General features: G+C 59.0%; 23 protein-coding genes. 6 read left to right on the forward strand and 17 right to left on the reverse strand.

Annotation, left to right across the window (positions count from 1 at the left end; all coding sequences use genetic code 11):
- The first annotated feature begins 118 nt into the window (after nucleotides 1-118).
- From ACPW74_RS09295 to rsmF, 4 genes are all read left to right on the forward strand, one after another.
- Entirely contained in the window at nucleotides 119-763 is a 645-nt protein-coding gene (locus tag ACPW74_RS09295; protein WP_203765111.1) for a paraquat-inducible protein A, read from the forward strand.
- Nucleotides 741-1,349 (forward strand): paraquat-inducible protein A, encoded by a 609-nt coding sequence (locus ACPW74_RS09300; protein ID WP_010674753.1) that lies wholly within the window; start codon nucleotides 741-743, stop codon nucleotides 1,347-1,349. Before ACPW74_RS09295 ends, ACPW74_RS09300 begins: the two co-directional genes overlap by 23 nt.
- 51 nt (nucleotides 1,350-1,400) lie before the next feature.
- Nucleotides 1,401-3,953 (forward strand): MlaD family protein, encoded by a 2,553-nt coding sequence (locus ACPW74_RS09305; protein ID WP_039041160.1) that lies wholly within the window; start codon nucleotides 1,401-1,403, stop codon nucleotides 3,951-3,953.
- Between the two features lie 129 nt (nucleotides 3,954-4,082).
- Nucleotides 4,083-5,513 (forward strand): 16S rRNA (cytosine(1407)-C(5))-methyltransferase RsmF, encoded by a 1,431-nt coding sequence (rsmF, locus tag ACPW74_RS09310; RefSeq protein WP_203765190.1) that lies wholly within the window; start codon nucleotides 4,083-4,085, stop codon nucleotides 5,511-5,513.
- A gap of 234 nt (nucleotides 5,514-5,747) precedes the next feature.
- Here the strand turns inward: rsmF and ACPW74_RS09315 are convergent, their stop codons facing one another.
- From ACPW74_RS09315 to ACPW74_RS09390, 16 genes are all read right to left on the reverse strand, one after another.
- Nucleotides 5,748-6,032 (reverse strand): RepB family protein, encoded by a 285-nt coding sequence (locus tag ACPW74_RS09315; protein WP_042017648.1) that lies wholly within the window; start codon nucleotides 6,030-6,032, stop codon nucleotides 5,748-5,750.
- 162 nt (nucleotides 6,033-6,194) lie between these two features.
- Nucleotides 6,195-7,223 carry a site-specific integrase gene (locus ACPW74_RS09320; RefSeq protein WP_223931087.1) on the reverse strand — a complete coding sequence of 343 codons (1,029 nt, stop codon included), beginning with the start codon at nucleotides 7,221-7,223 and terminating at the stop codon, nucleotides 6,195-6,197.
- A gap of 302 nt (nucleotides 7,224-7,525) precedes the next feature.
- Nucleotides 7,526-8,305, reverse strand: a complete 780-nt coding sequence (locus tag ACPW74_RS09325) for a TatD family hydrolase (RefSeq protein WP_201934060.1) — start codon at nucleotides 8,303-8,305, stop codon at nucleotides 7,526-7,528.
- 12 nt (nucleotides 8,306-8,317) lie between these two features.
- Entirely contained in the window at nucleotides 8,318-9,265 is a 948-nt protein-coding gene (gene holB / locus ACPW74_RS09330; RefSeq protein WP_042863870.1) for a DNA polymerase III subunit delta', read from the reverse strand.
- Nucleotides 9,250-9,891 (reverse strand): dTMP kinase, encoded by a 642-nt coding sequence (tmk, locus tag ACPW74_RS09335; RefSeq protein WP_042017643.1) that lies wholly within the window; start codon nucleotides 9,889-9,891, stop codon nucleotides 9,250-9,252. Before tmk ends, holB begins: the two co-directional genes overlap by 16 nt.
- A complete protein-coding gene (mltG, locus tag ACPW74_RS09340) occupies nucleotides 9,891-10,892 on the reverse strand; it encodes an endolytic transglycosylase MltG (protein ID WP_029314535.1) in 1,002 nt (333 codons plus the stop codon). Before mltG ends, tmk begins: the two co-directional genes overlap by 1 nt.
- A complete protein-coding gene (pabC, locus tag ACPW74_RS09345) occupies nucleotides 10,882-11,688 on the reverse strand; it encodes an aminodeoxychorismate lyase (RefSeq protein ID WP_041211426.1) in 807 nt (268 codons plus the stop codon). Before pabC ends, mltG begins: the two co-directional genes overlap by 11 nt.
- A 66-nt stretch (nucleotides 11,689-11,754) precedes the next feature.
- On the reverse strand, nucleotides 11,755-12,996 hold the full coding sequence (gene fabF / locus ACPW74_RS09350; protein WP_010674743.1) for a beta-ketoacyl-ACP synthase II: 1,242 nt from the start codon (nucleotides 12,994-12,996) through the stop codon (nucleotides 11,755-11,757).
- Between the two features lie 81 nt (nucleotides 12,997-13,077).
- Nucleotides 13,078-13,314 carry an acyl carrier protein gene (acpP, locus tag ACPW74_RS09355; RefSeq protein WP_005300909.1) on the reverse strand — a complete coding sequence of 79 codons (237 nt, stop codon included), beginning with the start codon at nucleotides 13,312-13,314 and terminating at the stop codon, nucleotides 13,078-13,080.
- 157 nt (nucleotides 13,315-13,471) lie between these two features.
- Complete coding sequence (gene fabG, locus ACPW74_RS09360; protein WP_010674742.1) at nucleotides 13,472-14,206, reverse strand: 3-oxoacyl-ACP reductase FabG; 735 nt, start codon at nucleotides 14,204-14,206, stop codon at nucleotides 13,472-13,474.
- 13 nt (nucleotides 14,207-14,219) lie between these two features.
- Nucleotides 14,220-15,155 carry an ACP S-malonyltransferase gene (fabD, locus tag ACPW74_RS09365; RefSeq protein WP_010674741.1) on the reverse strand — a complete coding sequence of 312 codons (936 nt, stop codon included), beginning with the start codon at nucleotides 15,153-15,155 and terminating at the stop codon, nucleotides 14,220-14,222.
- A gap of 66 nt (nucleotides 15,156-15,221) precedes the next feature.
- Nucleotides 15,222-16,181, reverse strand: a complete 960-nt coding sequence (locus ACPW74_RS09370) for a beta-ketoacyl-ACP synthase III (protein ID WP_010674740.1) — start codon at nucleotides 16,179-16,181, stop codon at nucleotides 15,222-15,224.
- Nucleotides 16,182-16,187: 6 nt separating this feature from the next.
- Nucleotides 16,188-17,207 (reverse strand): phosphate acyltransferase PlsX, encoded by a 1,020-nt coding sequence (plsX, locus tag ACPW74_RS09375; RefSeq protein WP_010674739.1) that lies wholly within the window; start codon nucleotides 17,205-17,207, stop codon nucleotides 16,188-16,190.
- A gap of 9 nt (nucleotides 17,208-17,216) precedes the next feature.
- Complete coding sequence (gene rpmF / locus ACPW74_RS09380; protein WP_005300935.1) at nucleotides 17,217-17,384, reverse strand: 50S ribosomal protein L32; 168 nt, start codon at nucleotides 17,382-17,384, stop codon at nucleotides 17,217-17,219.
- Between the two features lie 20 nt (nucleotides 17,385-17,404).
- Complete coding sequence (yceD, locus tag ACPW74_RS09385; protein WP_029314532.1) at nucleotides 17,405-17,926, reverse strand: 23S rRNA accumulation protein YceD; 522 nt, start codon at nucleotides 17,924-17,926, stop codon at nucleotides 17,405-17,407.
- A gap of 196 nt (nucleotides 17,927-18,122) precedes the next feature.
- A complete protein-coding gene (locus ACPW74_RS09390; RefSeq protein WP_201934064.1) occupies nucleotides 18,123-18,626 on the reverse strand; it encodes a hypothetical protein in 504 nt (167 codons plus the stop codon).
- A 250-nt stretch (nucleotides 18,627-18,876) separates the two neighbouring features.
- Between ACPW74_RS09390 and ACPW74_RS09395 the strand changes: the two genes are divergently transcribed.
- Complete coding sequence (locus ACPW74_RS09395) at nucleotides 18,877-19,458, forward strand: Maf family protein (RefSeq protein ID WP_029314530.1); 582 nt, start codon at nucleotides 18,877-18,879, stop codon at nucleotides 19,456-19,458.
- Nucleotides 19,459-19,510: 52 nt separating this feature from the next.
- On the opposite strand, the gene rluC is transcribed toward ACPW74_RS09395, so the two are convergent.
- Nucleotides 19,511-20,455: a 23S rRNA pseudouridine(955/2504/2580) synthase RluC gene (gene rluC, locus ACPW74_RS09400; protein WP_201889990.1), complete on the reverse strand. Its 945-nt coding sequence runs from the start codon at nucleotides 20,453-20,455 to the stop codon at nucleotides 19,511-19,513.
- A gap of 414 nt (nucleotides 20,456-20,869) precedes the next feature.
- Between rluC and rne the strand changes: the two genes are divergently transcribed.
- Nucleotides 20,870-24,016: a ribonuclease E gene (gene rne, locus ACPW74_RS09405; protein ID WP_029314528.1), complete on the forward strand. Its 3,147-nt coding sequence runs from the start codon at nucleotides 20,870-20,872 to the stop codon at nucleotides 24,014-24,016.
- Nucleotides 24,017-24,325: the final 309 nt, after the last annotated feature.

Below are 24,325 nucleotides of genomic sequence, written 5' to 3' on the forward strand. Positions count from 1 at the left end.
TGGCGGCGGCCAGTTCACACCGGAAAACACGTCTTTTCAAAGGGGGCTGTGCAGCGCGGCAAGACAGGGCAGGCGTTTTAAGGTAAATTTCATCAATTCCTTCAACAGGTTGAATCGTATGTCGGATCCGCACTCGGTGATTGTCTGTCCGGCCTGTGACTTGCTGATCGAACGCAAGTTGCTGCCGCTGCGCCGTCACGCCCATTGCCCCCGCTGTCATCAGCATCTGTATGGGCGCTATGCCTTTCGCCCTTCCCAGTTGATGGCGCTGACCATCACCGGATTCCTGTTGCTGCCTTCCGCGTTTTTTGAGCCTTTGATCTATCTTCGTCTGGCGGGTGTGAACTCGGACGCCAACCTGATCAAGGGAATTATGATGCTGTATGCCGAGAGCGAGCTCTGGGTCGCAACACTGGTGCTCTGGTGCGCCGTGCTGGCGCCGACAGGGTTGCTGCTCGGGATCTTTGCCCTCGCCTCCGGCCTGGCCAAGCGCTGGCATCTGCTGGCGTGGACCCTCAAAGCGGTCGAGGTATTTCGCCACTGGGCCATGCTGGAGGTGTACATCGTCAGCCTGCTGGTCGCCCTGTTCAAGCTCATCGACATCGCCGACGTGCGCCTGGGAGGCGGTCTGTTGAGCCTGAGTTGTCTGATGCTGCTCAACATGACGCTGCTGATCCTCTTTGATCCTGCCCCTTACTGGGAGCGGATTCCGCTGCAACACGCCTCCCGGGAGCCGGACCATGTCCCCGATCAGCGCCCGTGAACTGGGGCTTTGCCGCTGCCATACCTGCGGGTTGCTGGTGCGCCATCAACATGGCATGAGCTGCCCTCGTTGTCACACCCCCTTGCAGATGCGCATCCCCCATTCCCTCGCCTGGTCATGGGGCCTGCTGGCGCTGGCTACCTTCATGTTATTGCCTGCAAACCTGCTGCCCATCACCCACTTCTACAACAAGGGATTATTGCAGTCCGATACCATTTTCAGCGGTATCATGGCGCTCTATCGCAGCAAGATGTCCGGCATCGCCACCATAGTACTGACCGCGAGCATCATTGTGCCCATCGGCAAGATCCTGGGTCTTGGCTGGATCTGCTGGCAGTTGCAGCGCAGCAAGCCGGTGCGCCGCAAACGCCAGCTCGTCATGTACCGCATCATCGATTTCATCGGACGCTGGTCCATGCTGGACCTGTTCGTCATCTCGCTGATGGTGGCCCTGGTGGATCGCGGCGTGCTGCTCAACGTGCGTGCCGGCCCCGGGGCGACGGCATTCGCCGGCGTGGTGGTGCTCACCATGATGTCGGCCAGGATGCTCGATACCCGCCTGTTGTGGGACAAGGCGGCCCGTTAATGTTTTTTGTGTCGAACGTGCTGTGCATCACAGCCAATGTAAGGAGTCGGTATGGTCGGGGCTGAGCCCGTCATTGAGAAGCACCGCTGGTTATCCCCGGTCTGGTTGCTGCCCTTCATCGCCCTCTTGCTGGCGGGAGGCTTTCTCTACCAGCAGTGGACGAGCAGTGGTCAACTCATTCGCATCAACTTTGCCCAGGGCAACGGTATCTTGCCGGGCAAGACCCAGTTGCGCTATCAGGGGGTCGCCATCGGCGTGGTCCAGGAGCTGGAACTGGCACAGGATGGTCGCAAGATTGCGGTGCTGGCCAAGGTGGACAGCCGTGCCCGCTCCCTCATACGCAAGGGCTCCGACTTCTGGCTGGTGAGTCCCAAGGCGTCACTGACCGAGATCTCCGGCCTGGACACCCTGGTGTCCGGCAACTACATCAACCTGCAACCCGGACGGGAGAACAACCCGCTGGAGGATGAGTTCGATGCCCTGGATGGCCCTCCCCCCGGTTATCAGGCCCAAGGGCGCACCCTGCACCTGACAGCCGATTCTCTGGGGTCGGTGGGCATCGGTGCCAAGATCTATTTCCGCGGGCTGGAGGTGGGCAGTGTCATCAACACCCGTCTTGGGGAAGAGAACCAGAACGTGGTCCTGGATCTGGTGATCGAGCCGCGCTTCGAGCACCTCGTCAAGGCGGATACCCGATTCTGGAACATCAGCGGCATCAAAGGCTCCTTCAGCCTGGCTGGCGTCAGCGTGGAAGCGGGCAGTCTCACCTCCATTCTGAGCGGCGGCATTGCGTTTGACTCCCCCAAGGATTCTCCCGTGGCGCAAAAGGGGGTCAACTTCATCCTCTACAAGGGGTTGGCCGAGGCCGCCCGGGGTGAGCGCATCACCATCCAGGCGGGGACTCTGCCCATCAAGGAAGGGATGCCCATTCTCTATGAGGGCATCGAGATTGGACGAGTCGACCCTATTCGCCTCACCGAACAGGGACGGAGCGTGACGGCCCTCATCAACCCCGAACAGGCGTTCCGGGTGACCGGCAAGAGTCGTCTGGTGTGGGAGACGGTCTCTCTCTCCCCTGCCGGGATCAAGCATGCGGATCGCCTGCTGGCCGGGCCCGCCATTCGTCTGGACTATGAACCCGGTAAACGGGTCAACACCATGACCCTGGAGAGCCAGGCACAGCGCGGCGGCATCAAGCTGACCCTGCAGGCAGAGGATCTCGCCGGTTTGAGCGAAGGGGCTCCGCTCTGGTTCAAGGGGTTGCAGATAGGTCAGCTCGGGGCACTGACCCTGGATGCCGGCGGCAATGCCAGTGTCGAGTTGCTGGTGAACGAGCGTTATCGCCATCTGCTGCAACGGGCTCGCTTCTATCGCGCCGCCCCCTTGCAGGTGGAGGCGGACCTCAGCGGTATCAAGGTGGAGACCAGCCCGGCCAGTGCCTGGTTGGCGGGGGGCATCAAGCTGGTACAGGCTGCGAAGGGTGACAGGATTGACCGCCTCTACCCCAGCCAGGAGCTGGCCCTGCTTGGGAGCCGCCATGCCAAAGCGGTCAGCTGGACGCTGCGTGCCGCTCAGGCTGATGGTATCGGTGTGGGCTCCCCCGTCCTCTACCTAGGACTGGAAGCGGGCAAGGTCAAGGCGCTGGATGCCGATGATCGCGGGGTGGCCATCACCCTGGAGATCGATGCCATCTATGCTCCTTTGCTCAAGCAGCAACCCCAGTTCTGGAAGAAGGCCGCCATCGACGGCAAGATCCGGCTCGACGGCGTGCAGGTCAAGATGGGGAACCTCGCCACCCTGCTGCGTGGTGCCATCGAATTCGACAAGCTGGGGACAGGTCGCAGCAGTCATCAGCTCTTTGACAGCAAGGAGCAGGCAAGCTCCCAGGTGCGCACCCTCACGCTCACGGCGGATCACAACCCGGGTCTCGGGGTTGGCAGCCCCATCCGCTATCGCGGAGTGGACATCGGCAAGGTAGAGCAGGTGGAACTGGACCCGACCCTGGGCCAGGTAAGCTTCAAGGCCGAGCTGAATGAGCAATATGCCGCGCGTTTCCTGCAATCCGGGGCACGCTATGCCCTGGTGCAGGCCAAGGTCGGGCTGGGGGGGGTTGCCCACCTCGATACCCTGATCAAGGGGGCCTTTGTGGAGGCGACGCCGGGCCGGGGGGCTGGCAAGGAGACCTTCCCCTTGAGTCAGAGTGGCCCCGCCGGTCTTGCCCTGACCCTCAAGAGCCCCTCCGTCGATGGCATCAGCGTGGGCAGCCCCCTGCTGTTTCGCAAGATGGTGGTGGGCAGCGTCACCGGCGTGACCCTGGCCCGGGATGGCAGCGAGGTACTGATCGATGTGAATGTGGATGGACAGTACGCCCATCTGATACGCGCCAATAGCCGCTTCTGGAATGTCTCCGGGGTCAAGGCCGATATCGGGCTGACCGGTGGCACCATCGAGGTCGAAACGGTGCAAAGCCTGCTGGCGGGCGGGATTGCCTTCAATACGCCGGAGAGGGAGATGGGCGCGACCGTCAAGGCGGGCCATCGTTATCCGCTTCATGCCAAGGCGGAAAAAGAGTGGCTGGAGTGGAGCCCTCGCATTTTGCCCTGAGTTATTCCCCTGCTCGTCAAAAACCGGCCTTGTGCCGGTTTTTTTATGGCCTCATGGACTCTCCCATCAAGAAGGGCGGCGCACTGTGGTAAGATGTCGCCCCTCATTTTGGGTCAGCGAGATTGCGCCGTGCACGACAACACCTACCTCCCCGATCACTTCCTGCGTCACATTGCGGAGTTCATGCCATCCCATCTCTCCATGGAGGCATTCGTGGCGAGTTGCCGGCAGCCGCTGCGGCGCAGCATCCGGGTCAACACCCTCAAGATCACGGTATCCGAGTTTGTCGCCCGCATGGCGCCGCTTGGCTGGCAGCTGGATCCCGTGCCCTGGTGTGAAACCGGCTTCTGGCTCACCCGCAGTGATGAGAGCGTCCCCCTTGGCAACACGGCCGAGCATCTGTGCGGCCTCTTCTACATCCAGGAAGCGAGCTCCATGTTGCCGGTGACGGCGCTCTTTGCCAGTGAGCAAACCAGAGGGGATGGCATGTTGCTGGACGCGGCCGCCGCCCCTGGCTCCAAGACTACCCAGATCGCGGCGCTGATGGAGAACCGCGGCATGCTGATCGCCAACGAGTTTTCCAGCAGCAGGCTGAAAGTGCTGAGCGCCAATATCCAGCGCTGCGGTGTGACCAACGTCGGCATGACCCATTTCGATGCCAAGGTCTTTGGCCAATGGCTGCCGGAAACCTTCGACGCCATCCTGCTCGACGCCCCCTGCTCCGGGGAGGGGACAGTGCGAAAAGATGAAGACGCACTGCGCAACTGGAGCCTGGAGAGCATCGAGGAGATCGCCGCGGTGCAGCGTGGCCTGCTGGAGAGCGCTTTTCACGCCCTCAAACCCGACGGCGTACTGGTCTACTCCACCTGCACCCTGAGCCTGCAAGAGAATCAGGACGTCTGCCAGTCACTGCAAGAGAAGTTCGGCGATGCCTTCAGCTTTGACTCGTTGGCCGATCTCTTTCCGGGGGCGGAGAAAGCCTGTACGCCGGAGGGATACCTGCATGTGTGGCCCCAGATCTTCGACAGTGAGGGCTTTTTCGTCGCCCGGTTGCGCAAGCATCACTCCGTGCCCAACACCATGTTCAAACCGGGCAAGCTCGGCAAGTTCCCCTTCTCGCCGCTGCCAGAGAAAGAGGCCGGCCCCATGTTGCGGGAGATTGAAGGGAATTTTGGCATCGTGCCCCATGGCCAACTGTTTGGCCGCAATGACGAGATCTGGCTCTTCCCTCACGCCTTCGAGCAGGTACAGGGGAAGCTGCGTTTCGATCGCATCGGCATCAAGCTGGCTGAGACCTTCAAGAAGGGATATCGATTGACCCATGAATGGGCTCTGGCTTACGGCCATGAGGCGAGTAAGGGATGCGTCGAGCTGGATGCCGCCAATGCCCGTGAATTCATGATGGGACGAGATCTCTGGCCAGAGCAGGATGCCGGGACTGGGGAAGTGATCGTTCGTTACCAGGGGCACCCGCTCGGCATGGGGAAATGGGTGGGGAGTCGCATCAAGAATGCCCTGCCCCGGGAGCTGGTACGGGACAACAACCTGTTCAATGCGTGAGAGTGGGGTCGCTCGAGCAAAAATAGCGCCTGTTCGAGTCTGAAAAACCCACACTCTGGTTGAACTTTTACCCGGTTCTTGAAATGCCTAGAGCCTTGTCTAAGCTTAAGGCTATCCGCATACCAGTTAGCGCACGGCTCTGCAAGGAGCCAATTCCCCTATGCCAGGTACAAGGAATTCGTACCTGGCTTTTTTTGTCTTCCTTTTTCAACCATGCCGGCACGATACCATCGTCTATTCGAGCATGTCTGCCGACTCGGGGACATCGCTCTGCTGCGCGTTGGTCGTTTGTTGCAGTTCGTGCTGATAGAGCAGGTCGATCGCCTGCTCGATGAGGGATGCCTGACTGTCTTCCAGATGCAGGCCGAGTTCATGCAGCCGCTCGGCGTGACGGTTGCTTATCCAGCACTGCAACCGGCTGTGGGTTTCCTGCTTGCGCTTCACATGCTGGCGCTGCCGTTCGGCATTTTCTTGCGCGGCGCTTTTCTTCAATTCCTGGCTATCGTGACCTTCCGACATGTCTATATCGTGAATGTTATCTCTCATTTTCCGTTGGCATCTTCTACGAAAGTAAATCGGATTACGACTCCCCCATCGTCATGATGTCTGTGGAGGACGGATTGAATATACCATCAGATCAACAGGATATCATTTAACATAAAAAAACAGGGACGCGGTTTTCTATAACAACCCATCCAGGGCGTGATCGGAGAACTTGTGTGCATCGTCGAAATATTCCTGCAAGGTGCGCATGTCCTTGTGCCTTGTCACCTCGATGATCTTGTTCATCGGCTTGCCCGCCGTCACCGCCGAGGTGATGAACCCCCGCCGCAAACTGTGGCCACTGACATGGAGATCGTCGATGGCCTGGCCGGTTCGCCGCTTGATCATCAGGTTGATGCCTTGCGGGCCCAGGGGATCTGGGGTGAGCTGTCCCCAGCGGGTCATGCGGCGAAACAGCGGACCCTGGCTTATGCGGCTCGCTTTCAACCAGCGGCCGAGAGCAGTCACCGGGCAATACTGCTTGCCGGGAATGAGCGCTATCTCGCTTTCATGGAGCTGATGTTTGCTTGGTTTGAGACGAAGGCGTATCCCCTGCCCCACAAACTGCACGTCATTCACCTCGATCCTGGCTGCTTCCGACCGGCGCAAGGCGCCACTGAACATCAGGAGCAACAGGGTGTAATCCCGAAGTCCCGCCAGGTTGCTGGTATCTATCTCGTCCAGCACGCAGGCCAATGGTTTCAGGGTCAGCGCCCCCGTTTTGCGTTTGCGGTTATCACCGAGCCGTACTATGCCCCGCATCATCTCCTTTATCTCCGCATGCTCGGTCGGCATGGGGTGGATCCCCTTCTGCTTGAAGGCATAGCGAATGCCGGCAAGCCGTCTTACCAGGGTGGCCGGTTTACGAGGTTCCCCGTTGCGAAGCTCCCCCTTCCCTTCTTCTTTGTCCAGCCAGACCCAGTTGGCCAGGATGCCGTCGGCCTGATCCGCCAGAAAATTCATGATGTCGTGGTGTGTCGTCTGCAAGGGATCCAGCCCGTGGAGTAGGCACCAGGAGACAAAGATGCGGGTATCTGCCTGATAGGCATTGAGGGTGGAGTCGGCTTTAGCGCTGCGCAGAAAGCGTCTTGCCCGGCTGTTCAGCTGAGGATCGAAGACGCTCTGCAAGGATTGCTGAACTGGGTTTTGAAGGCGTGTGTAGTTCACTTAACTCTATGATTTAAAGCGGAGTTTCGGTGGATCTTACAGGATCATCCAGATCTATCAAATATCGATAATGAATATTATCGATACTTATGAAGAGTGCTTTAACCCATTTCAGCTCCCTCATTTATTTCTCAAGTACCCTGTCATCTCTACTCCGTTTTATCAGGATTGTGGATTTAATCTCATCAGTATCCACCGCAAAAAAAAAGTGAGAGATAACAACTTGGCGTGATTGTTTTTGGATGGGTAATGATAGTGCTGATTGTCATAGTAAAACGCCCCGCTATGCGGGGCGTTGTCTGTTATCGCTTTGCCAACTTGAACAATTCGAAGAAATTGTGGCTGGTGGCCTCCGCCAATTCAGCGAGCGATATCTGGCGAAGATCCGCGATAAATTGGGCGACGTCGCGAACAAAGGCCGGCTCATTCTCCCTCCCCCGGTGCGGAACCGGTGCCAGATAGGGAGAGTCGGTTTCAACCAGCAGTCGCTCCAGGGGCAACGCCTTGACCACGGCCTGCAGGGCTGAGGCGTTCTTGAAAGTGGCTATTCCCGAGATGGAAATATAGAACCCCACGGCCATCGCGGCCTCGGCCATTTCGAGGGACTCGGTGAAGCAGTGCAGCACTCCGCCCACCTGTTCGGCCCCCTCCTCTCGCATGATCCGCAGCGTGTCTTCCTGGGCATCCCGGGTGTGGATGATGAGCGGTTTGTTCAGTGCCCGGGCTACACGAATATGTTCGCGGAAAGAGGCTTGCTGTACATCCTTGTTTTCCGGTGAATAGAAGTAGTCGAGCCCGGTTTCGCCGATGGCCACCACTCTCTCATCGGCCGCCTGAGTCAGCAGCAAGGCAGCATCCACCCCGGGATCCTGATTGAGCGGGTGGACACCGCAGGAGGCAAACACCTGGGGATAGGGAGCGATGGCCTCCATCATGGTCGGGAACTGGGCCTGGGTCACACTCACGCAGAGAAAATATCCCACGCTCTGCTGCGCCGCCTTGGCCAATACATCGGCCATGTCGGTCTGCTTGGAGCCATAACTCAAGCGATCGAGATGGCAATGGGAATCAACGAGTAACATAGACAACCTTGTTTATAACCAGCGATTGAGCCAGTTCATCAAATGGATGGTGGGATTGGAAAGCTGCCCTGGCTGACAAGCCTCTTTCAGCATAACCAGCTGCTGTTCGGCTTCCAGGAGCCGTTCGCTGGAGTGTTTCTCTGCCAGTTGCTGGCTGAGTGATGCAAGATCCGGCATTGCTAGTTGATGATGGCCGCAGCCAGCCTGAAGCTTGAGGGCATCACACAGGAAGAGCTGCAACCAGTGCAGCCGGACCTGAGTATCCTCGGCCAACTGGGCACAGACATTCGCCGCACGGGTGGGAGCCGATGCCAGCGAGACAAATCCGTCGAGCAATGCCCGTCTGGCATCATCTTGCTGTGCTTCGATGTAGCTCAGCACCCGCAGCGGCGCACCCTGGCAGATCCGCACCTGGGCCTGGGTGGCCTGATGGCCCTGCTCGGCGAGCCAGGCAAGGGTCTCCCCCTCAGAGGGGAGCTGGCAGACATGCTTGTGACAACGGCTCAAGATGGTGGGGAGCAGGCGAGATACCCGGGATGCGATGAGCAGCAACAGACTGTCGCCAGCCGGCTCTTCCAGCGTCTTCAGCAAAGCATTGGCGGCAGACTCCGTCATGCGCTCCGCCTCCTGAATGATCACCACCTTGCCGCGACCGAGCTGGGATGTGCTCTGGAGGCGGCTGCAAATCTCCCGGATGGCTTCGACACCTATGGTCTTGCCCTCGGGCCCCAGGGTGCCAAGATCCGGGTGATGCCCCTTCTCAAACAGTTGGCAGGAGTGGCACTGACCGCAAGGCTCACCTCGTTGTGGATGCTGACACAGGTGCAGTCGCGCCAGTCGCTCTGCAAGCTGCTCCTTGCCAAGACCAGGATCTCCTAGCAGCAACCAGGCGTGCCCGAGCCGTCCGGCCCGGGCCGTCTCGCTCAGGGCATGCCAATCCGGGATCAGCCAGGGATACATAGCCCCTCGCTTGCCAGATAATGCTCAAGGGCAGCCTCGATGGCGGCTTTGACTTGCGCCGGGGGCAACCCGGCATCGATGACCTGGATGGAATCATCGGCGGCCGCCAACTCGAGGTAACGCTGGCGGGTACGTTCAAAGAAGCCGATCTGCTCCAGCTCAATCCTGTCCAGCTCGCCGCGATGGCGGGCCCGCTGCAGGCCGATGGCAGGATCGATGTCCAGATAGAGCGTCAGATCCGGCTTGAAATCCCCGAGGACCGCCCGTTTGATGGCGCCGATGAGGTTCGCATCGATGCCGCGGCCACCCCCCTGATAGGCCTGGGAGGAGAGATCGTGGCGATCGCCCACTACCCAGATGCCGTCTGCCAAGGCAGGCTTGATCCGGGTCTCCACCAGTTGTACCCGGGAGGCGTACATCAACAGCAGCTCGGCCTCGACTGTCAGGCGCTCGTCGTGCACTTCCTTGACGATGGCCCGCATGCGTTCCGCCAGCGGCGTGCCGCCCGGCTCCCGGGTGCACTCGATCCGCGCAACTCCGTGGGCTTGCAGATAGTCGGTCACATAGCGCACCGCAGAGCTCTTCCCTGCCCCTTCCAATCCTTCAATCACGATAAATTTAGACATTAGGGTTTCTTCAATATGTATTCACGCACCGCCCGATTGTGTTCATCGAGGGTCTTGGAGAAGTAGTGGGCACCGCCCCCCTTGGCAACGAAGTAGAGATAGTCGGTCGATTTGGGGTTGAGCGCCGCCTCGATGGAGGCCTTGCCCGGCATGGCGATGGGCGTCGGAGGCAGACCGTCGATCACATAGGTGTTGTAGGGGTTCACGTCGGTCAAATCGCTGCGGCGAATGTTGCCATCGTACCTCTCCTTCACCCCGTAGATGACGGTAGGGTCGGTCTGCAACTTCATGCCAAGGCGTAGACGGTTGACGAACACAGAGGCAATCTGGGCTCGTTCATCCGGTTGGCCCGTCTCTTTTTCGATGATGGAGGCCATGATGAGCGCCTCATAGGGTGTCTTGTAGGGCAGATTGGCCTGACGCTTCTCCCAGGAAGCCTCCAGGAACGTTTTCATGTCCTGATAGGCGCGGCGCAGGATGGAAAGATCGCTGGCATGAGTGGTATAGGCGTAGGTTTCCGGCAGGAACCACCCCTCCAGCTTGCCATTTTCGATGCCGAGTTCCTGAGCCAGCTCGGTTTCGCTCTGCTCCAGAGTCAGGCGCTCCAGATAGGGGGCGCTGGAAAGTTGCTTCAGCCAATCCTCAAAACGGGACCCTTCGACAAAGGTCAGGCTGAAGTGAAACTCCTTGCCGGAAGCAAAGAGAGAGAGGGTCTCCTTGAGCGGCGCCCCTTCCTTGATTTCATAGGTGCCGGACTTGATGGCCACCAGTTCGGGATGACCGCGCAACCAGAGGCGCACCGCCCAGGGGCTGGTTTCCCCCTCCCCCAGTTCGGCAATCAGGCGCGCCGCATGGGCGCCTTTTTCGACGGTAAAGAGGCGTGTTGGCCCCTTGTTGGTGAGCGTCTCCACCTGTTGCCACTTGTGATAAACGTACCCTCCGGCAACGGCGACAGAGAGTGCCGCCCCCGCGAGCAGGGTGTAAAGCCGATTAAACTTCAATGACCAAGCGCTCCTGTAAACGGCGAATCAATACCGGACTGGGATAGTGCATATCCCCGATGCTGGTGACGGGGACAATCCCCATCAGGGTATTGGTCAGCCAGACCTCTTCCGCCTGCCAGAGTGACTCCAATGGAGCCTCTACGACACGCAGTTCAATGCCCATCTGTTTAAGCATCGTCATCACGCGCTTGCGCATGATGCCATCGATCCCGGCGCGGGTGAGATCCGGTGTGAACACCGTCCTACCACGACGCCAAAACAGATTCGCGCTGACCCCTTCTACCAGAAATCCCCGGCTGTTCAAGACTATACCTTCGACCCCGCCACGCGCAGCAAGTTCGCGCTTCAGCATCACTTGTTCGAGGCGCCCCAGCGTCTTGAGACCGGCGAGCATGGGACTGTCCCCAAGCTGCTGCTGGCATACCAGGGCATTGATACCGGTTTGCTGCCAATCATGATAATGCTCAGGATAAGGTGCCAAAGAGACGATGCGAGTGGGCGTGTCACAGCCTGCGCCGTCATATCCCCGCCCACCGGCGCCCCGGGTCAGCATTATCTTGACGACAGCCTGTGTCTGCCCAGAAGCAAGCTGCGCCGCCTCGTCGGCAAGCAGGTCCCAGGAGTGCTCGCCAAAACCAAGCCGGGCGTTGGCATGTTGCAGCCGGGCCAGATGGTCCTGCCACCAGAGTACCTTCCCTTCCCTCACCAGCATGGTGGTGAAATGACCATCACCGTATGCCAGTCCACGATCCCTGGCTGACAGTGTTTCTGTGGGTATTCCATTAATCAGCAAGGGGATCCCTCCGATAAAAAAGGCCCGATACTGCCGTATCGGGCCTTATCATTCGCCCAGAGCGAATTATACGCGTTTGAAGATCAGGGAGCCATTGGTGCCGCCAAAACCGAAGGAATTGGAGAGGGCATATTCGAAGCTGCCAGCCTTGGCAACATGCGGCACCAGATCCAGGTCGCACTCATCATCCGGCTTGTCCAGGTTGATGGTGGGAGGCACCATCTGGTCACGCAGAGAAAGCACAGTGATGATCGCCTCGATGGCGCCAGCCGCACCCAACAGGTGGCCTGTCATGGACTTGGTGGAACTGACCATCAGGGCGCTGGCATGGTCACCAAACACCTTCTTCATGCCGCGCAGCTCTGCCACATCCCCAAGGGGCGTGGAGGTACCGTGGGCATTGATGTAACCGATCTGCTCGGGTGCGATGCCAGCATCCTTGATGGCGTTCTTCATGGCGCGTGCGCCACCATCGCCGTCCGAGGGAGGGGCCGTCATGTGATAGGCATCCCCGCTCATGCCAAAGCCGACCAGCTCGGCATAGATCTTGGCGCCGCGGGCCTTGGCATGTTCATACTCTTCCAGCACCAACACGCCGGCACCGTCGCCCAGCACGAAACCGTCGCGATCCTTGTCCCAGGGGCGGCTCGCCTTCTGCGGTTCGTCATTACGTGTGGAGAGCGCCTTGGCAGCGGCAAAGCCGCCCATGCCCATGGGGGTGGAGGCTTTCTCGGCACCACCGGCAACCATCACGTCCGCATCGCCATAGGCGATCATCCGGCCAGCCATGCCGATGGCATGGGTACCCGTGGTACAGGCGGTAGTCACGGCGATGTTCGGGCCCTGCATGCCTTTCATGATGGAAAGATGACCGGACACCATATTGATGATGGTGGACGGAACGAAGAAAGGGCTCAGCTTGCGAGGGCCGCCATTGATGAGGCTGCTGTGGTTCTGCTCAATCAGACCCAGACCGCCGATACCGGAGCCGATGGCAACGCCTACCCGCTCCGCGTTCTCTTCGTTGATGATCAGGCCGGAATCTTCCAGGGCCTGAACACCCGCCGCCACGCCATACTGGATGAAGAGATCCATCTTGCGGGCTTCTTTGCGGTTGATGCCGAACTCTTCGGGGTCGAAATCCTTGACCAGGCCTGCGAAACGGGTTGCGAACTCGCTTGCATCAAAGTGGTCGATGAGGGAAATGCCGCTCTGCCCGTTGAGCAGGGCTTGCCAGCTGGATTCGGCAGTGTTGCCTACCGGGGAAAGCATCCCCAAGCCGGTCACCACGACTCTGCGTTTTGACACTGAGGTAGTCTCCGAGAGGTGTTTTGAAAGGGGTAAACATAAAAGAAGCGGCCCTTGGGCCGCTTCTTTCAGAACAGGAACTTATTCCTGATTAGCGGTGATGTAGTCGATAGCCGCTTGAACAGTGGTGATCTTCTCGGCTTCTTCATCAGGAATTTCGGTATCGAATTCTTCTTCCAGCGCCATTACCAGTTCAACGGTATCCAAAGAGTCAGCGCCCAGGTCGTCGACGAAGGAGGCAGCGTTCTTCACGTCTTCTTCTTTAACACCCAGTTGTTCGATGATGATTTTCTTTACGCGTTCTTCGATGTTGCTCATGACCTGAATTTTCCTTTAAAAATACGCTATTGCGTCTGGTTGGGGTAGTGTATTCAATTGACGTGAGTTTGCAAGTGACTTGCCGCTGGTCAAACCACGAAATTCGCCAAACTTCGGCGTATTATCGCAAATTTGAACAGAACTCACGACAAATTGATTACACCATGTACATCCCGCCATTAACATGCAGGGTTTCGCCGGTAATATAGGCGGCATCATCCGATGCCAAGAATACCACAGCGGCAGCAATTTCTTTCGGATCGCCCAAACGGGCAGCAGGCACCTGATTCATGATGCCGGCGCGCTGCTCTTCATTGAGCGCCTTGGTCATGTCGGTCTCGATGAAACCGGGAGCAACCGCATTCACCGTGATGCCACGAGATGCCACTTCACGGGCCAGCGACTTGGTAAAGCCAACCAGACCAGCCTTGGCAGCAGCATAGTTGACCTGACCGGCGTTGCCCATGGTGCCGACCACGGAACCGATGCTGATGATGCGACCGTTACGCTTCTTCATCATGGCACGCAATACCGGCTTACTCAGACGGTACAGGGAGGTGAGATTGGTGTCGATGATCTCGTTCCACTCGTCATCCTTCATCCGCATCAGCAGGTTGTCGCGGGTAATGCCGGCGTTGTTGATCAGGATGTCGATGTCGCCAAAACGCGCCTTGATGGCGGCGAAGACGGTTTCGATAGATTCCTGACTGGTCACGTTCAGTGCCATGCCGCAGCCTTGTTCACCCAGGTAAGCACTGATCGCCTCGGCACCGCTCTCGCTGGTCGCGGTCCCCACGACTTTGGCGCCACGAGCAGCAAACATCTCCGCAATCGCACGACCAATGCCACGGCTGGCGCCAGTGACCAACACAACCTTATCGGTAAAACTCATGACTTGCTCCTGTTTACTTGATCTGGGCCAGTGCCTGCTCGAACGAGGCGGCGTCGTTGGCGTGAATACCTTCCACTCGCGCATCGATACGCTTGGCCAGGCCGGTCAATACCTTGCCCGGGCCCATCTCGATCTCGAGGGTAACACCGTCGTTTGCCATGCGCTCTACCGTTTCAGTCCAGCGAACCGGGCTGAACAGCTGACGCACCAAGGCTTGCTTGATGGCGGCAGGATCCTGCTCACAAGAGACGTCAACATTATTGATGACGGCGATGGCAGGAACCTTGATCTCGATCCCATCCAGGGCGGCGGCCAGCTTTTCTGCGGCCGGTTTCATCAGGGCGCAGTGGGAGGGCACGGAGACCGGCAGCGGCAGGGCACGCTTGGCACCTGACTCTTTCATCAGCACGTTGGCACGCTCGACCGCCTCTTTGTGGCCGGCGATGACCACCTGACCCGGAGAGTTGAAGTTGACCGGAGAAACCACCTGCCCCTGGGCCGCTTTCTCACAGTTGGCAGCGATGCTTTCGTTGTCCAGACCGATGATGGCAGCCATGGCGCCAGTGCCTTCCGGTACGGCTTCCTGCATGGCCAAACCACGCAGCTCGACCAGCTTGACGGCATCGGCAAACGCCAGCGCGCCGCTGCACACCAGGGCGGAGTATTCCCCCAGGCTGTGGCCGGCCATCACGGCAGGGGTTACCCCGCCTTGTTGTTGCCACAGGCGCCACAGCGCGACGGAGGCGGTCAACAGCGCTGGCTGGGTACGCCAGGTTTTGTTGAGATCCTCGGCCGGGCCTGCCATCACCAGGGCAAACAGGTCATAGCCCAGCACCTGGCTCGCCTCGGCGAAGGTCTCTTTAATCACTGCGTGTTGCTCGGCCAGCTCGGCCAGCATGCCGACGCTCTGGGAGCCTTGTCCCGGGAAGGCAATGGCAAATCGGGTCATCATTGATTCCTTTAAGGTAAGACGAATTCGGTAAGCGGGCGCCCGAGGACCGGGCACCGCTCGGTATCAGAGGCGAACCAGCGCAGAGCCCCAGGCAAAACCGCCGCCGAAGGCTTCCAGCAGGACCAGCTGGCCGGGTTTGATGCGACCATCGCGCACCCCTTCATCGAAGGCGATGGGCACGGAGGCCGCGGAGGTATTGCCATGACGATCCAGGGTCAGGATCACCTTGTCGAGCCCCATGCCGAGTTTCTTGGCGGTGGCATTGATGATGCGGAAGTTGGCTTGATGGGGCACCAGCCAGTCCAGCTCGCTCGGCTCGACGTTGGCCGCAGCCAGGGTTTCGGTCACGATCTCGCTAAGGCGTGTCACCGCCACCTTGAAGACATCGTTGCCCTTCATGTACATGTAGGCTTCGAGCTCAGCACCCGGCATGCCGCGACGGGGCTGCGGCAGTTTGAGCAGCTCGCCATAACGGCCATCGGCATGCAGATGGGTGGAGAGGATCCCAGGAGTGTCGCTGGCACCGATGACCACGGCCCCTGCCCCATCCCCGAACAGGATGATGGTGCCGCGATCCTCGGGATCGCACATGCGTGACAGCACGTCCGCACCGACAACCAGCACGTGGCGAGCAGCGCCGGATTTGACGAACTGATCGGCGATGGCGAGAGCATATGTAAAGCCGGCACAGGCGGCGGCTACGTCAAACGCCGGGATCCCCGGTACGTCAAGCAGCCCCTGCAGTTCACAGGCAGCAGCTGGGAAGGCATTCTCTGCGCTGGTAGTGGCCAGCACTATCATGTCCAGATCGGCGGCAGTCAGACCTGCCGCATCAAGCGCACGCAAGGCCGCCTGATGAGAAAGGGTCGCGACGGTTTCGTCGGCTCCGGCGATACGGCGTTCACGGATCCCGGTGCGTTCCACGATCCATTCGTCACTGGTTTCAACCATCTGTTCAAGATCGGCGTTGGTACGAACCGAACTCGGCAGATAACTGCCAGTACCCAGAATTTTGCTATGCATAGAGTTTTATAAATCCCTGTCGGAAAAGACAGATTCAAGGCGATCTGCAATTTGCAATGGAAGTTGATGTCTGGCTTCTTGTGCGGCCAGCAGAATCGCATGACACAGAGCGCGGCGCTCGGCCCGCCCATGGCTTTTTACCACAATGCCGCGCAATCCTAACAGACTCGCGCCATTATACTGGTCGGGGTTCAGGTAAGAGAAACGCCGTTTGAACATAAATCCGGCGAGTCGACCAAGAAAACTGCGTTTTTTGCGCGGATATCCGGCCAGTTCGGCCATCATCCGCACCACCCCCTCCGCGGTCTTGAGCGCCACGTTGCCCACGAAACCGTCGCAGACGATCACGTCGCACTCGCCGCTGAAGATCCTGTCCCCCTCAATGAAACCGACAAAATTCAGGGCGGAGCATTGGCGCAGCAACTCGGCGCTGTGGCGCACCAGGTCGTTGCCCTTGATCTCCTCCTCCCCTACGTTGAGCAGTGCCACTCTGGGTGAAGGTATCCCCTCCACCTTCTCTGCGACTACGGCGCCCATCACGGCAAATTGCAGCAGGGTGTCGGCATCGCAGCTCACGTTCGCACCCAGATCCAGCATCACGGTCCGCTTTCCACTCAATGTGGGCAGCGCCTTGATGAGGGCTGGCCGGTCAACACCGGGCAAGGATTTGAGCACGCACTTGGCCATGGCCATCAAGGCACCGGTGTTGCCTGCACTGACACAGGCATCGGCAGCGCCGCTCTTGACCAGATCCAGGGTCACGCGCATGGAGGAGTCTTTCAGGGTACGCAGCGCCACGATAGGCTTTTCGCCCATGCCCACGACCTGGGAGGCATGCACGAGACGAACGCGAGGGTGGTTGAGCAAGCCATGTTGCTGCAGAAGAGAGGCGGTCTGGTGTTGATCACCGACCAGAACAAGTTTTAGCTGGGGTAGAAGAGACAGTGCCTGCACGGCGGCAGGCACTGTTTCCGAGGGGCCGATATCTCCCCCCATTATGTCTAGCGCGACAGTTTGCGTAGACAAAGGCAATCCTTAAGCGATTACCTTTTTACCGCGGTAGAAACCATCGGCAGTCACGTGGTGACGACGATGAATTTCGCCACTGGTCTGATCAACAGTCAGGGCAGCGGTGGTCAGCGCATCGTGGGAACGACGCATGCCACGCTTGGCGCGGGTTTTACGGTTCTGTTGTACGGCCATGGTAGGCTAACTCCTAAAATTCACTTACGTTTGAGCGCTTCAAGAACTGCAAAGGGATTCGGCCGCTCATCAGCAGGTTCGATTTCACCCCAGGTCATCTCCATGTTTCCTCTGGGACACACATCCACCGGATGCATGGCTACCTGAGGCAACGAGAGGATGAGTTCATCCTCCAGGATTTGATGAAGATCTATCTCGCCGTTTTCGTCCAACTCAATGGGCTCATAAGCTTCCGGCAGTTCTTCCTCGTTTGTTCTTTCGAACAGCGGAGTGTAAATAAAACTAGCTTCACAAAGGTGTTCAAACGTCTCACCACAACGCTGGCAAACCAGGTCGACCTTGGCATGGGCAGTGCCTTTCATAACGGTCAACTTCTGGACATCTTTGCCAAAGTGCAGTGTGACATCCACATCACTTCGCAAGCCTTCGGTTGATTCCTCCAGCCTGGGCATCTGCGACTTTTCCACTATCCCGACATAATCGAGTAGCTTCAAGGCATTACGGACTGGATCAACCTTAACGGGCAACTTCACCTTTTGCATAGGGCGCGAATATTATAGGTCCAACAAGGGATAGTCAAAGGAAAAAGTCCTTACCGCCGATGATTTTACCTTCACAGGCCCCTGCAAGAGGAACTTGTGCTCATCGGTGGCCGATTATGCCATATCGTGCAGGATCTGGCACAGGATCCTGTTCCCCTCTCCTGTCTGTCCACCGGATGTGCTCCTTGGTGTCTCATCAGGTGGCAGAACAGCGCGGGTCTCTCCCCAGCAGGCCTGGTGTCGCAGCCACTCTGGGCTCGGCTTCCATCAGTCTGCGTATGGCTTTGAAACTGCCCACGGCAGCCTTGATGGCAATGGGATTGACCAGCCAGCCCGGCAAGTTGTTGCCCGGGTTGGTATAGGTTTCGAGCCGAACGAGTGTGCTGCCATCCCGTTGGGGTAGCGCCTCCCACCGTCCAGCGCTTTCCTGGATCCGGAACAGCCCTGCATGCAATGGCAGGGCATTCGGCTCTGCCCACACCTCGAGAGTCAGGCCGCAATCGATGCGTAGACTCAAATGGGAGCGGGTGATGAGCTCCCTGTCTTGCACCGGCCAGGGAGACGCCAGGCGGGTATAGACCAGATCATCGTCGGGACCAGATCTGGCCAGCACCCTGACTTCACGGCTCTGGGGCAACCACTCTTCATGGCGCACCGTGTTGCGCAGTACCGTGATCAGCGCGCCAGGATCGGCATTCACGCGCATCTCCAGACGTAAGGCCTGAAAAGATGTCGGAGGATGTGGCTGGGTCCAAAGCATCACCCCCTCATCCCCCTGACGAAGTTGCCATGTTCCTGCCCAGCTGGCGATTGTGTTTGTGCTGTGGTTCCATCAGCATGCATGCTTCCCGCTAATTAGGCGAGTCCCGCTGTAGACATCTCCTGTTTGCGTGGCCCCATCTGCACAGATAGAATCAACCAATTGATTTATAAATGGATATCATCAAAACATGCAGCCTTCCTTGATCCTCGCGTCCACCTCGTCCTACCGCAAAACCTTGCTGGAAAAACTCGGTCAGCCATTTCACTGTGCTGCGCCTCAAGTCGATGAGACAGCGCGACACGGGGAGACCGCAGAAGCCCTGGTCAGCAGATTGGCATTTGCCAAGGCGAATGCCGTTGCTACTGACCGTGATCAAGGATTGATCATCGGTTCAGATCAGGTGTGCGTCTGTGACGGGCAGATCCTCGGCAAGCCCGGCACGGTGGAGAAGGCGGTCGAGCAGTTGCTGCGGGCACAAGGCAAGCGCGTCATCTTTTACACCGGGCTCTGTGTGATCAATGCTGCGAATGGCCATGCCGAGCAGCTCGTCGAGCCTTTCACCGTGTATTTTCGCTCGCTCGACGAAGCAGCCATCCGTCGCTATGTGGAGGCCGAACGTCCTCTGGATTGTGCCGGCAGCTTCAAATGCGAGGGAATGGGCATCGTCTTGTTCAAGGCGCTGGAGGGGCGCGATCCCAACGCCCTTGTCGGTCTTCCCCTGATAGGCTTGGTTGATCTCCTGGGTCGCCACGGCCTGGCTCTGCCATAACAAGAACTCTGCCATGAAAAACGGGAGCCTTGGCTCCCGTTTTTCATGGTTGTCAGCGTGGCAGCTTGGCGAGAAACGCCTCAAGCTCCGGTGACAATGGCGCTTCCACCTGCATCTCCCGCTCATCCACCGGATGAGTAAAGGTGAGCTTCCAGGCGTGCAGGAACAGACGCTTTAGCCCCTGCCCCCGCATTTTTTCATCAAACCCGGCCTCACCATATTTGTCATCGCAGGCGATGGGATGGCCGGCGTGCTGGGTGTGGACACGGATCTGGTGGGTACGGCCAGTGATGGGGCTGCACTCGACCAGAGTGGCTTCGGCAAATTGACGGGCAATCCGGAACCGGGTCTCGGAGGGTTTGCCATCGCTGCTGACCCGCACCACCCGCTCGCCGGATTGCAGATCATTTTTGCGAAGTGGCGCATTGACCACCTTGACGTGGGGTTGCCACTGGCCGCGCACCAGCGCCAGATACTGCTTGCGCATGGTCTTGACCCGCAGCTGCTCGTGCAGGCTGCGCAGGGCACTGCGCTTCTTGGCAACCAGCAGCACGCCGGAGGTGTCGCGATCCAGCCGGTGCACCAGTTCGAGGAAACGGGCTTCGGGGCGCAGGGCACGCAGCCCTTCGATGACGCCAAAGCTGAGGCCGCTGCCGCCGTGCACTGCCATGCCGGACGGCTTGTTGAGCACTATCATGGCATCGTCTTCAAACAGGATCTGGCTCTCCAGACGCTGGATGCTGCCGAGGTTGGCAGAAGGCAACTCATTCTTCTCGGCCACACGCACGGGGGGCACCCGCACCTCGTCACCGGCACAAAGCTTGTATTCCGGTTTGATGCGCTTCTTGTTGACCCGCACCTCCCCTTTTCGAAGGATGCGATAGATCAGGCTCTTGGGGACGCCCTTTAACTGAGTCTTGAGAAAATTGTCGATGCGCTGCCCGTCATGCTCAGCTTCGATGGTGAGCAGCTGCACTTGTTGATGTATCTGTGTCATGGCGCGGATTTTAACACCGCAGACAGCCCTTGGCTCCATGCTTTGTTAAAAAATGGCGTCTTGCTATAAAAGTGGTTTAAATGGGATAATAAACAAGGTTTTGGCATTGTGTTCAAGCCTTGTACTAAGTGGCCAAAATGTATGCCACCCAATCCCGAAACACCGTGTATACAAGAACATGACGGTTCCCGGGTGCGAGGTACAACGCATGGAGAACACAAACAGAGCCGACGTAAATTGTCTCCACATCGGTATCCTTAATTCACGCCCTCTCGAGAAGGCTGAACCAGAGTGCCCTTAGTTTGCGCCTCATGCATACCCCAACCGGGAGGTTGCCCCAGCATGCTGAAGACCCGAGGCCGGCGCCGGCAGGACCCAGTGGAGGAATCAAAATGACAAAATAATGAGAACTCAATGAAAAGAATGCTAATCAACGCGACTCAGGAAGAGGAGTTGCGCGTAGCGCTGGTTGACGGACAACAGCTCTACGATTTGGATATTGAAAGTCCGGGACACGAGCAGAAAAAAGCGAACATTTACAAGGGCAAAATCACCCGAGTAGAACCCAGTCTCGAAGCTGCTTTTGTTGACTATGGCGCCGAACGCCACGGTTTCCTGCCGTTAAAGGAAATCGCCCGCAATTACTTCCCCTCCGGTTACTCCTATCAGGGTCGTCCCAACATCAAAGAAGTGGTCCGCGAAGGCCAGGAAGTCATTGTCCAGATCGACAAGGAAGAGCGTGGTACCAAGGGTGCAGCCCTCACCACCTTCATCAGTCTGGCTGGCAGCTACCTGGTGCTGATGCCGAACAACCCTCGTGCCGGCGGCATCTCCCGTCGCATCGAGGGTGACGAGCGGACCGAGCTGAAGGAAGCCCTGAGCGGACTGACCGTGCCGGACGGCATGGGCCTCATCGTGCGCACCGCCGGTGTGGGCAAGTCCCCGGAAGAGCTGGAGTGGGATCTGAACGTTCTGCTCAATCACTGGGACTCCATCCACAAGGCGTCACAACAACGTTCCGCTCCGGTGCTCATTCACCAGGAAAGCAACGTCATCGTGCGCGCCATCCGTGACTATCTGCGTCGCGATGTGGGCGAGATCCTGATCGACAACCCGGTCATCTTCGAGCGCGCCAAGTCGCATATCGAGCTGGTCCGTCCCGATTTTCTCAATCGCGTGAAGCTGTACAAGGGCGATGTCGCCCTGTTCAACCACTTCCAGATCGAGAGCCAGATCGAATCGGCCTTCCAGCGCGAAGTGCGCCTGCCCTCCGGCGGCAGCATCGTCATCGATCCGACCGAAGCACTGACCTCCATCGATATCAACTCCTCCCGCGCCACCAAGGGCGGCGATATCGAAGAGACCGCCCTGCAGACCAACCTGGAAGCAGCAGACGAGATTGCCCGTCAATTGCGTCTGCGTGACCTGGGTGGCCTGATTGTCATCGACTTCATCGACATGACCCCGGTGCGCCATCAGCGCGAAGTGGAAAACCGTCTGCGTGAAGCGGTGCATCAGGATCGTGCCCGTATCCAGCTGGGCCGTATCTCCCGTTTCGGTCTGCTGGAGATGTCTCGCCAGCGTCTGCGTCCCTCCCTCAACGAGTCCAGCAGCCATATCTGCCCCCGTTGCCAGGGTCAGGGGGTCATCCGTGACAACGAATCCCTCGCCCTGTCCATCCTTCGTCTCATCGAAGAAGAGGCCATGAAGGACAACACCGAGCAGGTTCATGCCCAGGTGCCGGTCGATGTGGCCGCCTATCTGCTCAACGAGAAGCGTACCTCCATCGCCAATCTGGAACAGCGCAATGATGTGCGTGTCTACATCATTCCGAACCAGCATCTGGAAACCCCGCACTACGAAGTGACCCGCATCCGTCAGAACGAGATCCCGGAAGCGGCCAGCTACGAGCTCAAAACCGAGATTGCCAAGCCGGTCTATCAGCCGCGCCAGGCTCAGGTAGTCGAGCGCGAACAGCCGCTGCTGCAAGGGTTTGCCCCGGCTCCCCAGCCGGTTGCGCCCACCGCCCCGGCTCCTGTTGCGACTCCCGCTCCGGTTGCAGAACAAGTCGGCTTCTTTGGCAAGCTGGCCAAGGCCTTCTCCGGCCTGTTCGGTGCCTCCTCCGATGCGGCTCCGGCCGAGGTGAAGGCGCCTGCCGACAAACCGGCCGCCCAGCGCGAAGCTCGCAAGGATGACGGGCACCGTCACCAGCGCGATGAATCCCGCAGCCGTGGTCAACGTGGCCGTCGCGATGACAACCGCGGCAGTCGCAATGTCGAGGCCGGCGAGAAGCGTGAAGGCGCAGCCAGCCGCGAGAGCAGTGATCGCAATCGTCGCCCGCGCAAAGAGCGTGAGCCTCGTCAAGAGCGGGAACCGCGCCAGGAACGGGAACCCCGTGGCGAAGTGCGCACCGAACAGCGCATGGAGCGTGAGCCTCGCGAACCCCGCCAGGAGCGCGAACCTCGTGCCCCGCGTCCGGCTCGTGAACCTCGCGCCCCCCGCGAACCCCGTGCCGAGGTGAGCGTCGAGGCGGTTGATACCGTTGATACTGCGGTCGCCAGCGCTGAACCGCGTCAGGAAAAAGAGCAAAAAGTGGCCGAGCGCCGCGAACGTCGCCAACTGCGCAAGCAGATCCGTGTCGATGTCGCCGCGACCGACACCCCTGCCCTGCCGACTGACGAGCAAATCACCGATGTCGCCGACGTGCAAGCCGCCGCTGCTGAGCAACAAGAAGAGCAAGGCGAAGGTCAGCGTCGTTCCCGCCGTACCCCGCGCAATCAGCGCATCGAAGGACAACGTCGCAAGCGCATCAACGAAGAGGCTCGTGGCCAGCGTGAAGACGAAGCACAAGGTGAAGTGCAGCTGACTACCGCGGCCCAGGCCGATGCGGCTCAGGTGAAGGTGGAAGAACCGGTTGTGCCTGTCATCACCATTCCGAGCGCAGAAGCGGTTGCAGCCGCCCTGCAGGCTTCCGCCGCACTGACCGAACACGTGGTGGCTGAAGCCGTTGCTGAGGAAGCGGCAGAGCAAGCACTGGCAGCCCAGGCTGTGGATGCGCCCTCCACTGACGAAGTTGAGCAGGTTGCGCAAGCAGACGCTGAACCCGTCGCCGAAGTGGCAGTTGTCGAACCCGAGATGGTCGAACCTATCGTCAACACCGCCTCTCATGACGAACCTGTCGCCGTGATCGATGCTGTCGAGCAGACCCAGCAAGTGGAGGCCATCCCAGAAGAGGTTGCACCGGTTGCTGAAGCGGCACCTGTCGTTATCGCTGAGGAGACGGCCACCGCCGAGGCGGAGGTCGTCGAGATGCCGGCTGCCGTGGTGCAAACCGAGCCAGCAACCAGCCCCGAAGTGAAGGTCAGCAAGGGTGCCGGTGTATTGGCCCGTGCCCGCAAGGCTTATGCGCCCATGGCAACGCCAGCTGCGGCTCCTGCCCCGACACCCCGTGAACCCGTGGAGTACGCTCCCCTGGTACGCAGCGAAGTCGTGACCTCCGGTCGCCACGGTGGCAGCACCGCTGCCAGCAACGTGGCAACCAGCCCGGCCGGTCGCCCCTGAGCAGACTCGTTAGTCTGAATAAAGAGCCACACAATGTGTGGCTCTTTTTTTGTCTCTTTTTTGGGGCTGACATCGCCTTGCTCTCCCCCCCCTGCCCGTTCGATATCCGCCGCTTTCCCGATGTTCAGCGATCACACACACAGTCCAAGCAAGACGTGAATAACGCACCAGACAGAGGATTCATCTCTGTCAACGCACCACGACATGCTCTGCTTTGTCGACAGGGTCCGTGCGTTGACAGCATATGGAGCCATTGGCAAACAGTCTGGCAGCGTTCCCCTTTGGTAGCACAGTCGGTGTGTTCAGTGG

It is taken from the genome of Aeromonas sp. INTO2 (genome assembly GCF_049860605.1).
Lineage (GTDB): Bacteria > Pseudomonadota > Gammaproteobacteria > Enterobacterales > Aeromonadaceae > Aeromonas > Aeromonas caviae.

What these genes read in the sequence shown, in the direction of transcription:
- ACPW74_RS09295 (WP_203765111.1), top strand. Translation starts at nt 119, where the DNA reads ATGTCGGATCCGCACTCGGTGATTGTCTGTCCGGCCTGTGACTTGCTG.
- ACPW74_RS09300 (WP_010674753.1), top strand. Translation starts at nt 741, where the DNA reads ATGTCCCCGATCAGCGCCCGTGAACTGGGGCTTTGCCGCTGCCATACC.
- ACPW74_RS09305 (WP_039041160.1), top strand. Translation starts at nt 1,401, where the DNA reads ATGGTCGGGGCTGAGCCCGTCATTGAGAAGCACCGCTGGTTATCCCCG.
- ACPW74_RS09315 (WP_042017648.1), bottom strand. Translation starts at nt 6,032, where the DNA reads ATGTCGGAAGGTCACGATAGCCAGGAATTGAAGAAAAGCGCCGCGCAA.
- ACPW74_RS09325 (WP_201934060.1), bottom strand. Translation starts at nt 8,305, where the DNA reads ATGTTACTCGTTGATTCCCATTGCCATCTCGATCGCTTGAGTTATGGC.
- holB (WP_042863870.1), bottom strand. Translation starts at nt 9,265, where the DNA reads ATGTATCCCTGGCTGATCCCGGATTGGCATGCCCTGAGCGAGACGGCC.
- tmk (WP_042017643.1), bottom strand. Translation starts at nt 9,891, where the DNA reads ATGTCTAAATTTATCGTGATTGAAGGATTGGAAGGGGCAGGGAAGAGC.
- acpP (WP_005300909.1), bottom strand. Translation starts at nt 13,314, where the DNA reads ATGAGCAACATCGAAGAACGCGTAAAGAAAATCATCATCGAACAACTG.
- fabG (WP_010674742.1), bottom strand. Translation starts at nt 14,206, where the DNA reads ATGAGTTTTACCGATAAGGTTGTGTTGGTCACTGGCGCCAGCCGTGGC.
- fabD (WP_010674741.1), bottom strand. Translation starts at nt 15,155, where the DNA reads ATGACCCGATTTGCCATTGCCTTCCCGGGACAAGGCTCCCAGAGCGTC.
- ACPW74_RS09370 (WP_010674740.1), bottom strand. Translation starts at nt 16,181, where the DNA reads ATGCATAGCAAAATTCTGGGTACTGGCAGTTATCTGCCGAGTTCGGTT.
- rpmF (WP_005300935.1), bottom strand. Translation starts at nt 17,384, where the DNA reads ATGGCCGTACAACAGAACCGTAAAACCCGCGCCAAGCGTGGCATGCGT.
- yceD (WP_029314532.1), bottom strand. Translation starts at nt 17,926, where the DNA reads ATGCAAAAGGTGAAGTTGCCCGTTAAGGTTGATCCAGTCCGTAATGCC.
- ACPW74_RS09395 (WP_029314530.1), top strand. Translation starts at nt 18,877, where the DNA reads ATGCAGCCTTCCTTGATCCTCGCGTCCACCTCGTCCTACCGCAAAACC.
- rluC (WP_201889990.1), bottom strand. Translation starts at nt 20,455, where the DNA reads ATGACACAGATACATCAACAAGTGCAGCTGCTCACCATCGAAGCTGAG.
- rne (WP_029314528.1), top strand. Translation starts at nt 20,870, where the DNA reads ATGAAAAGAATGCTAATCAACGCGACTCAGGAAGAGGAGTTGCGCGTA.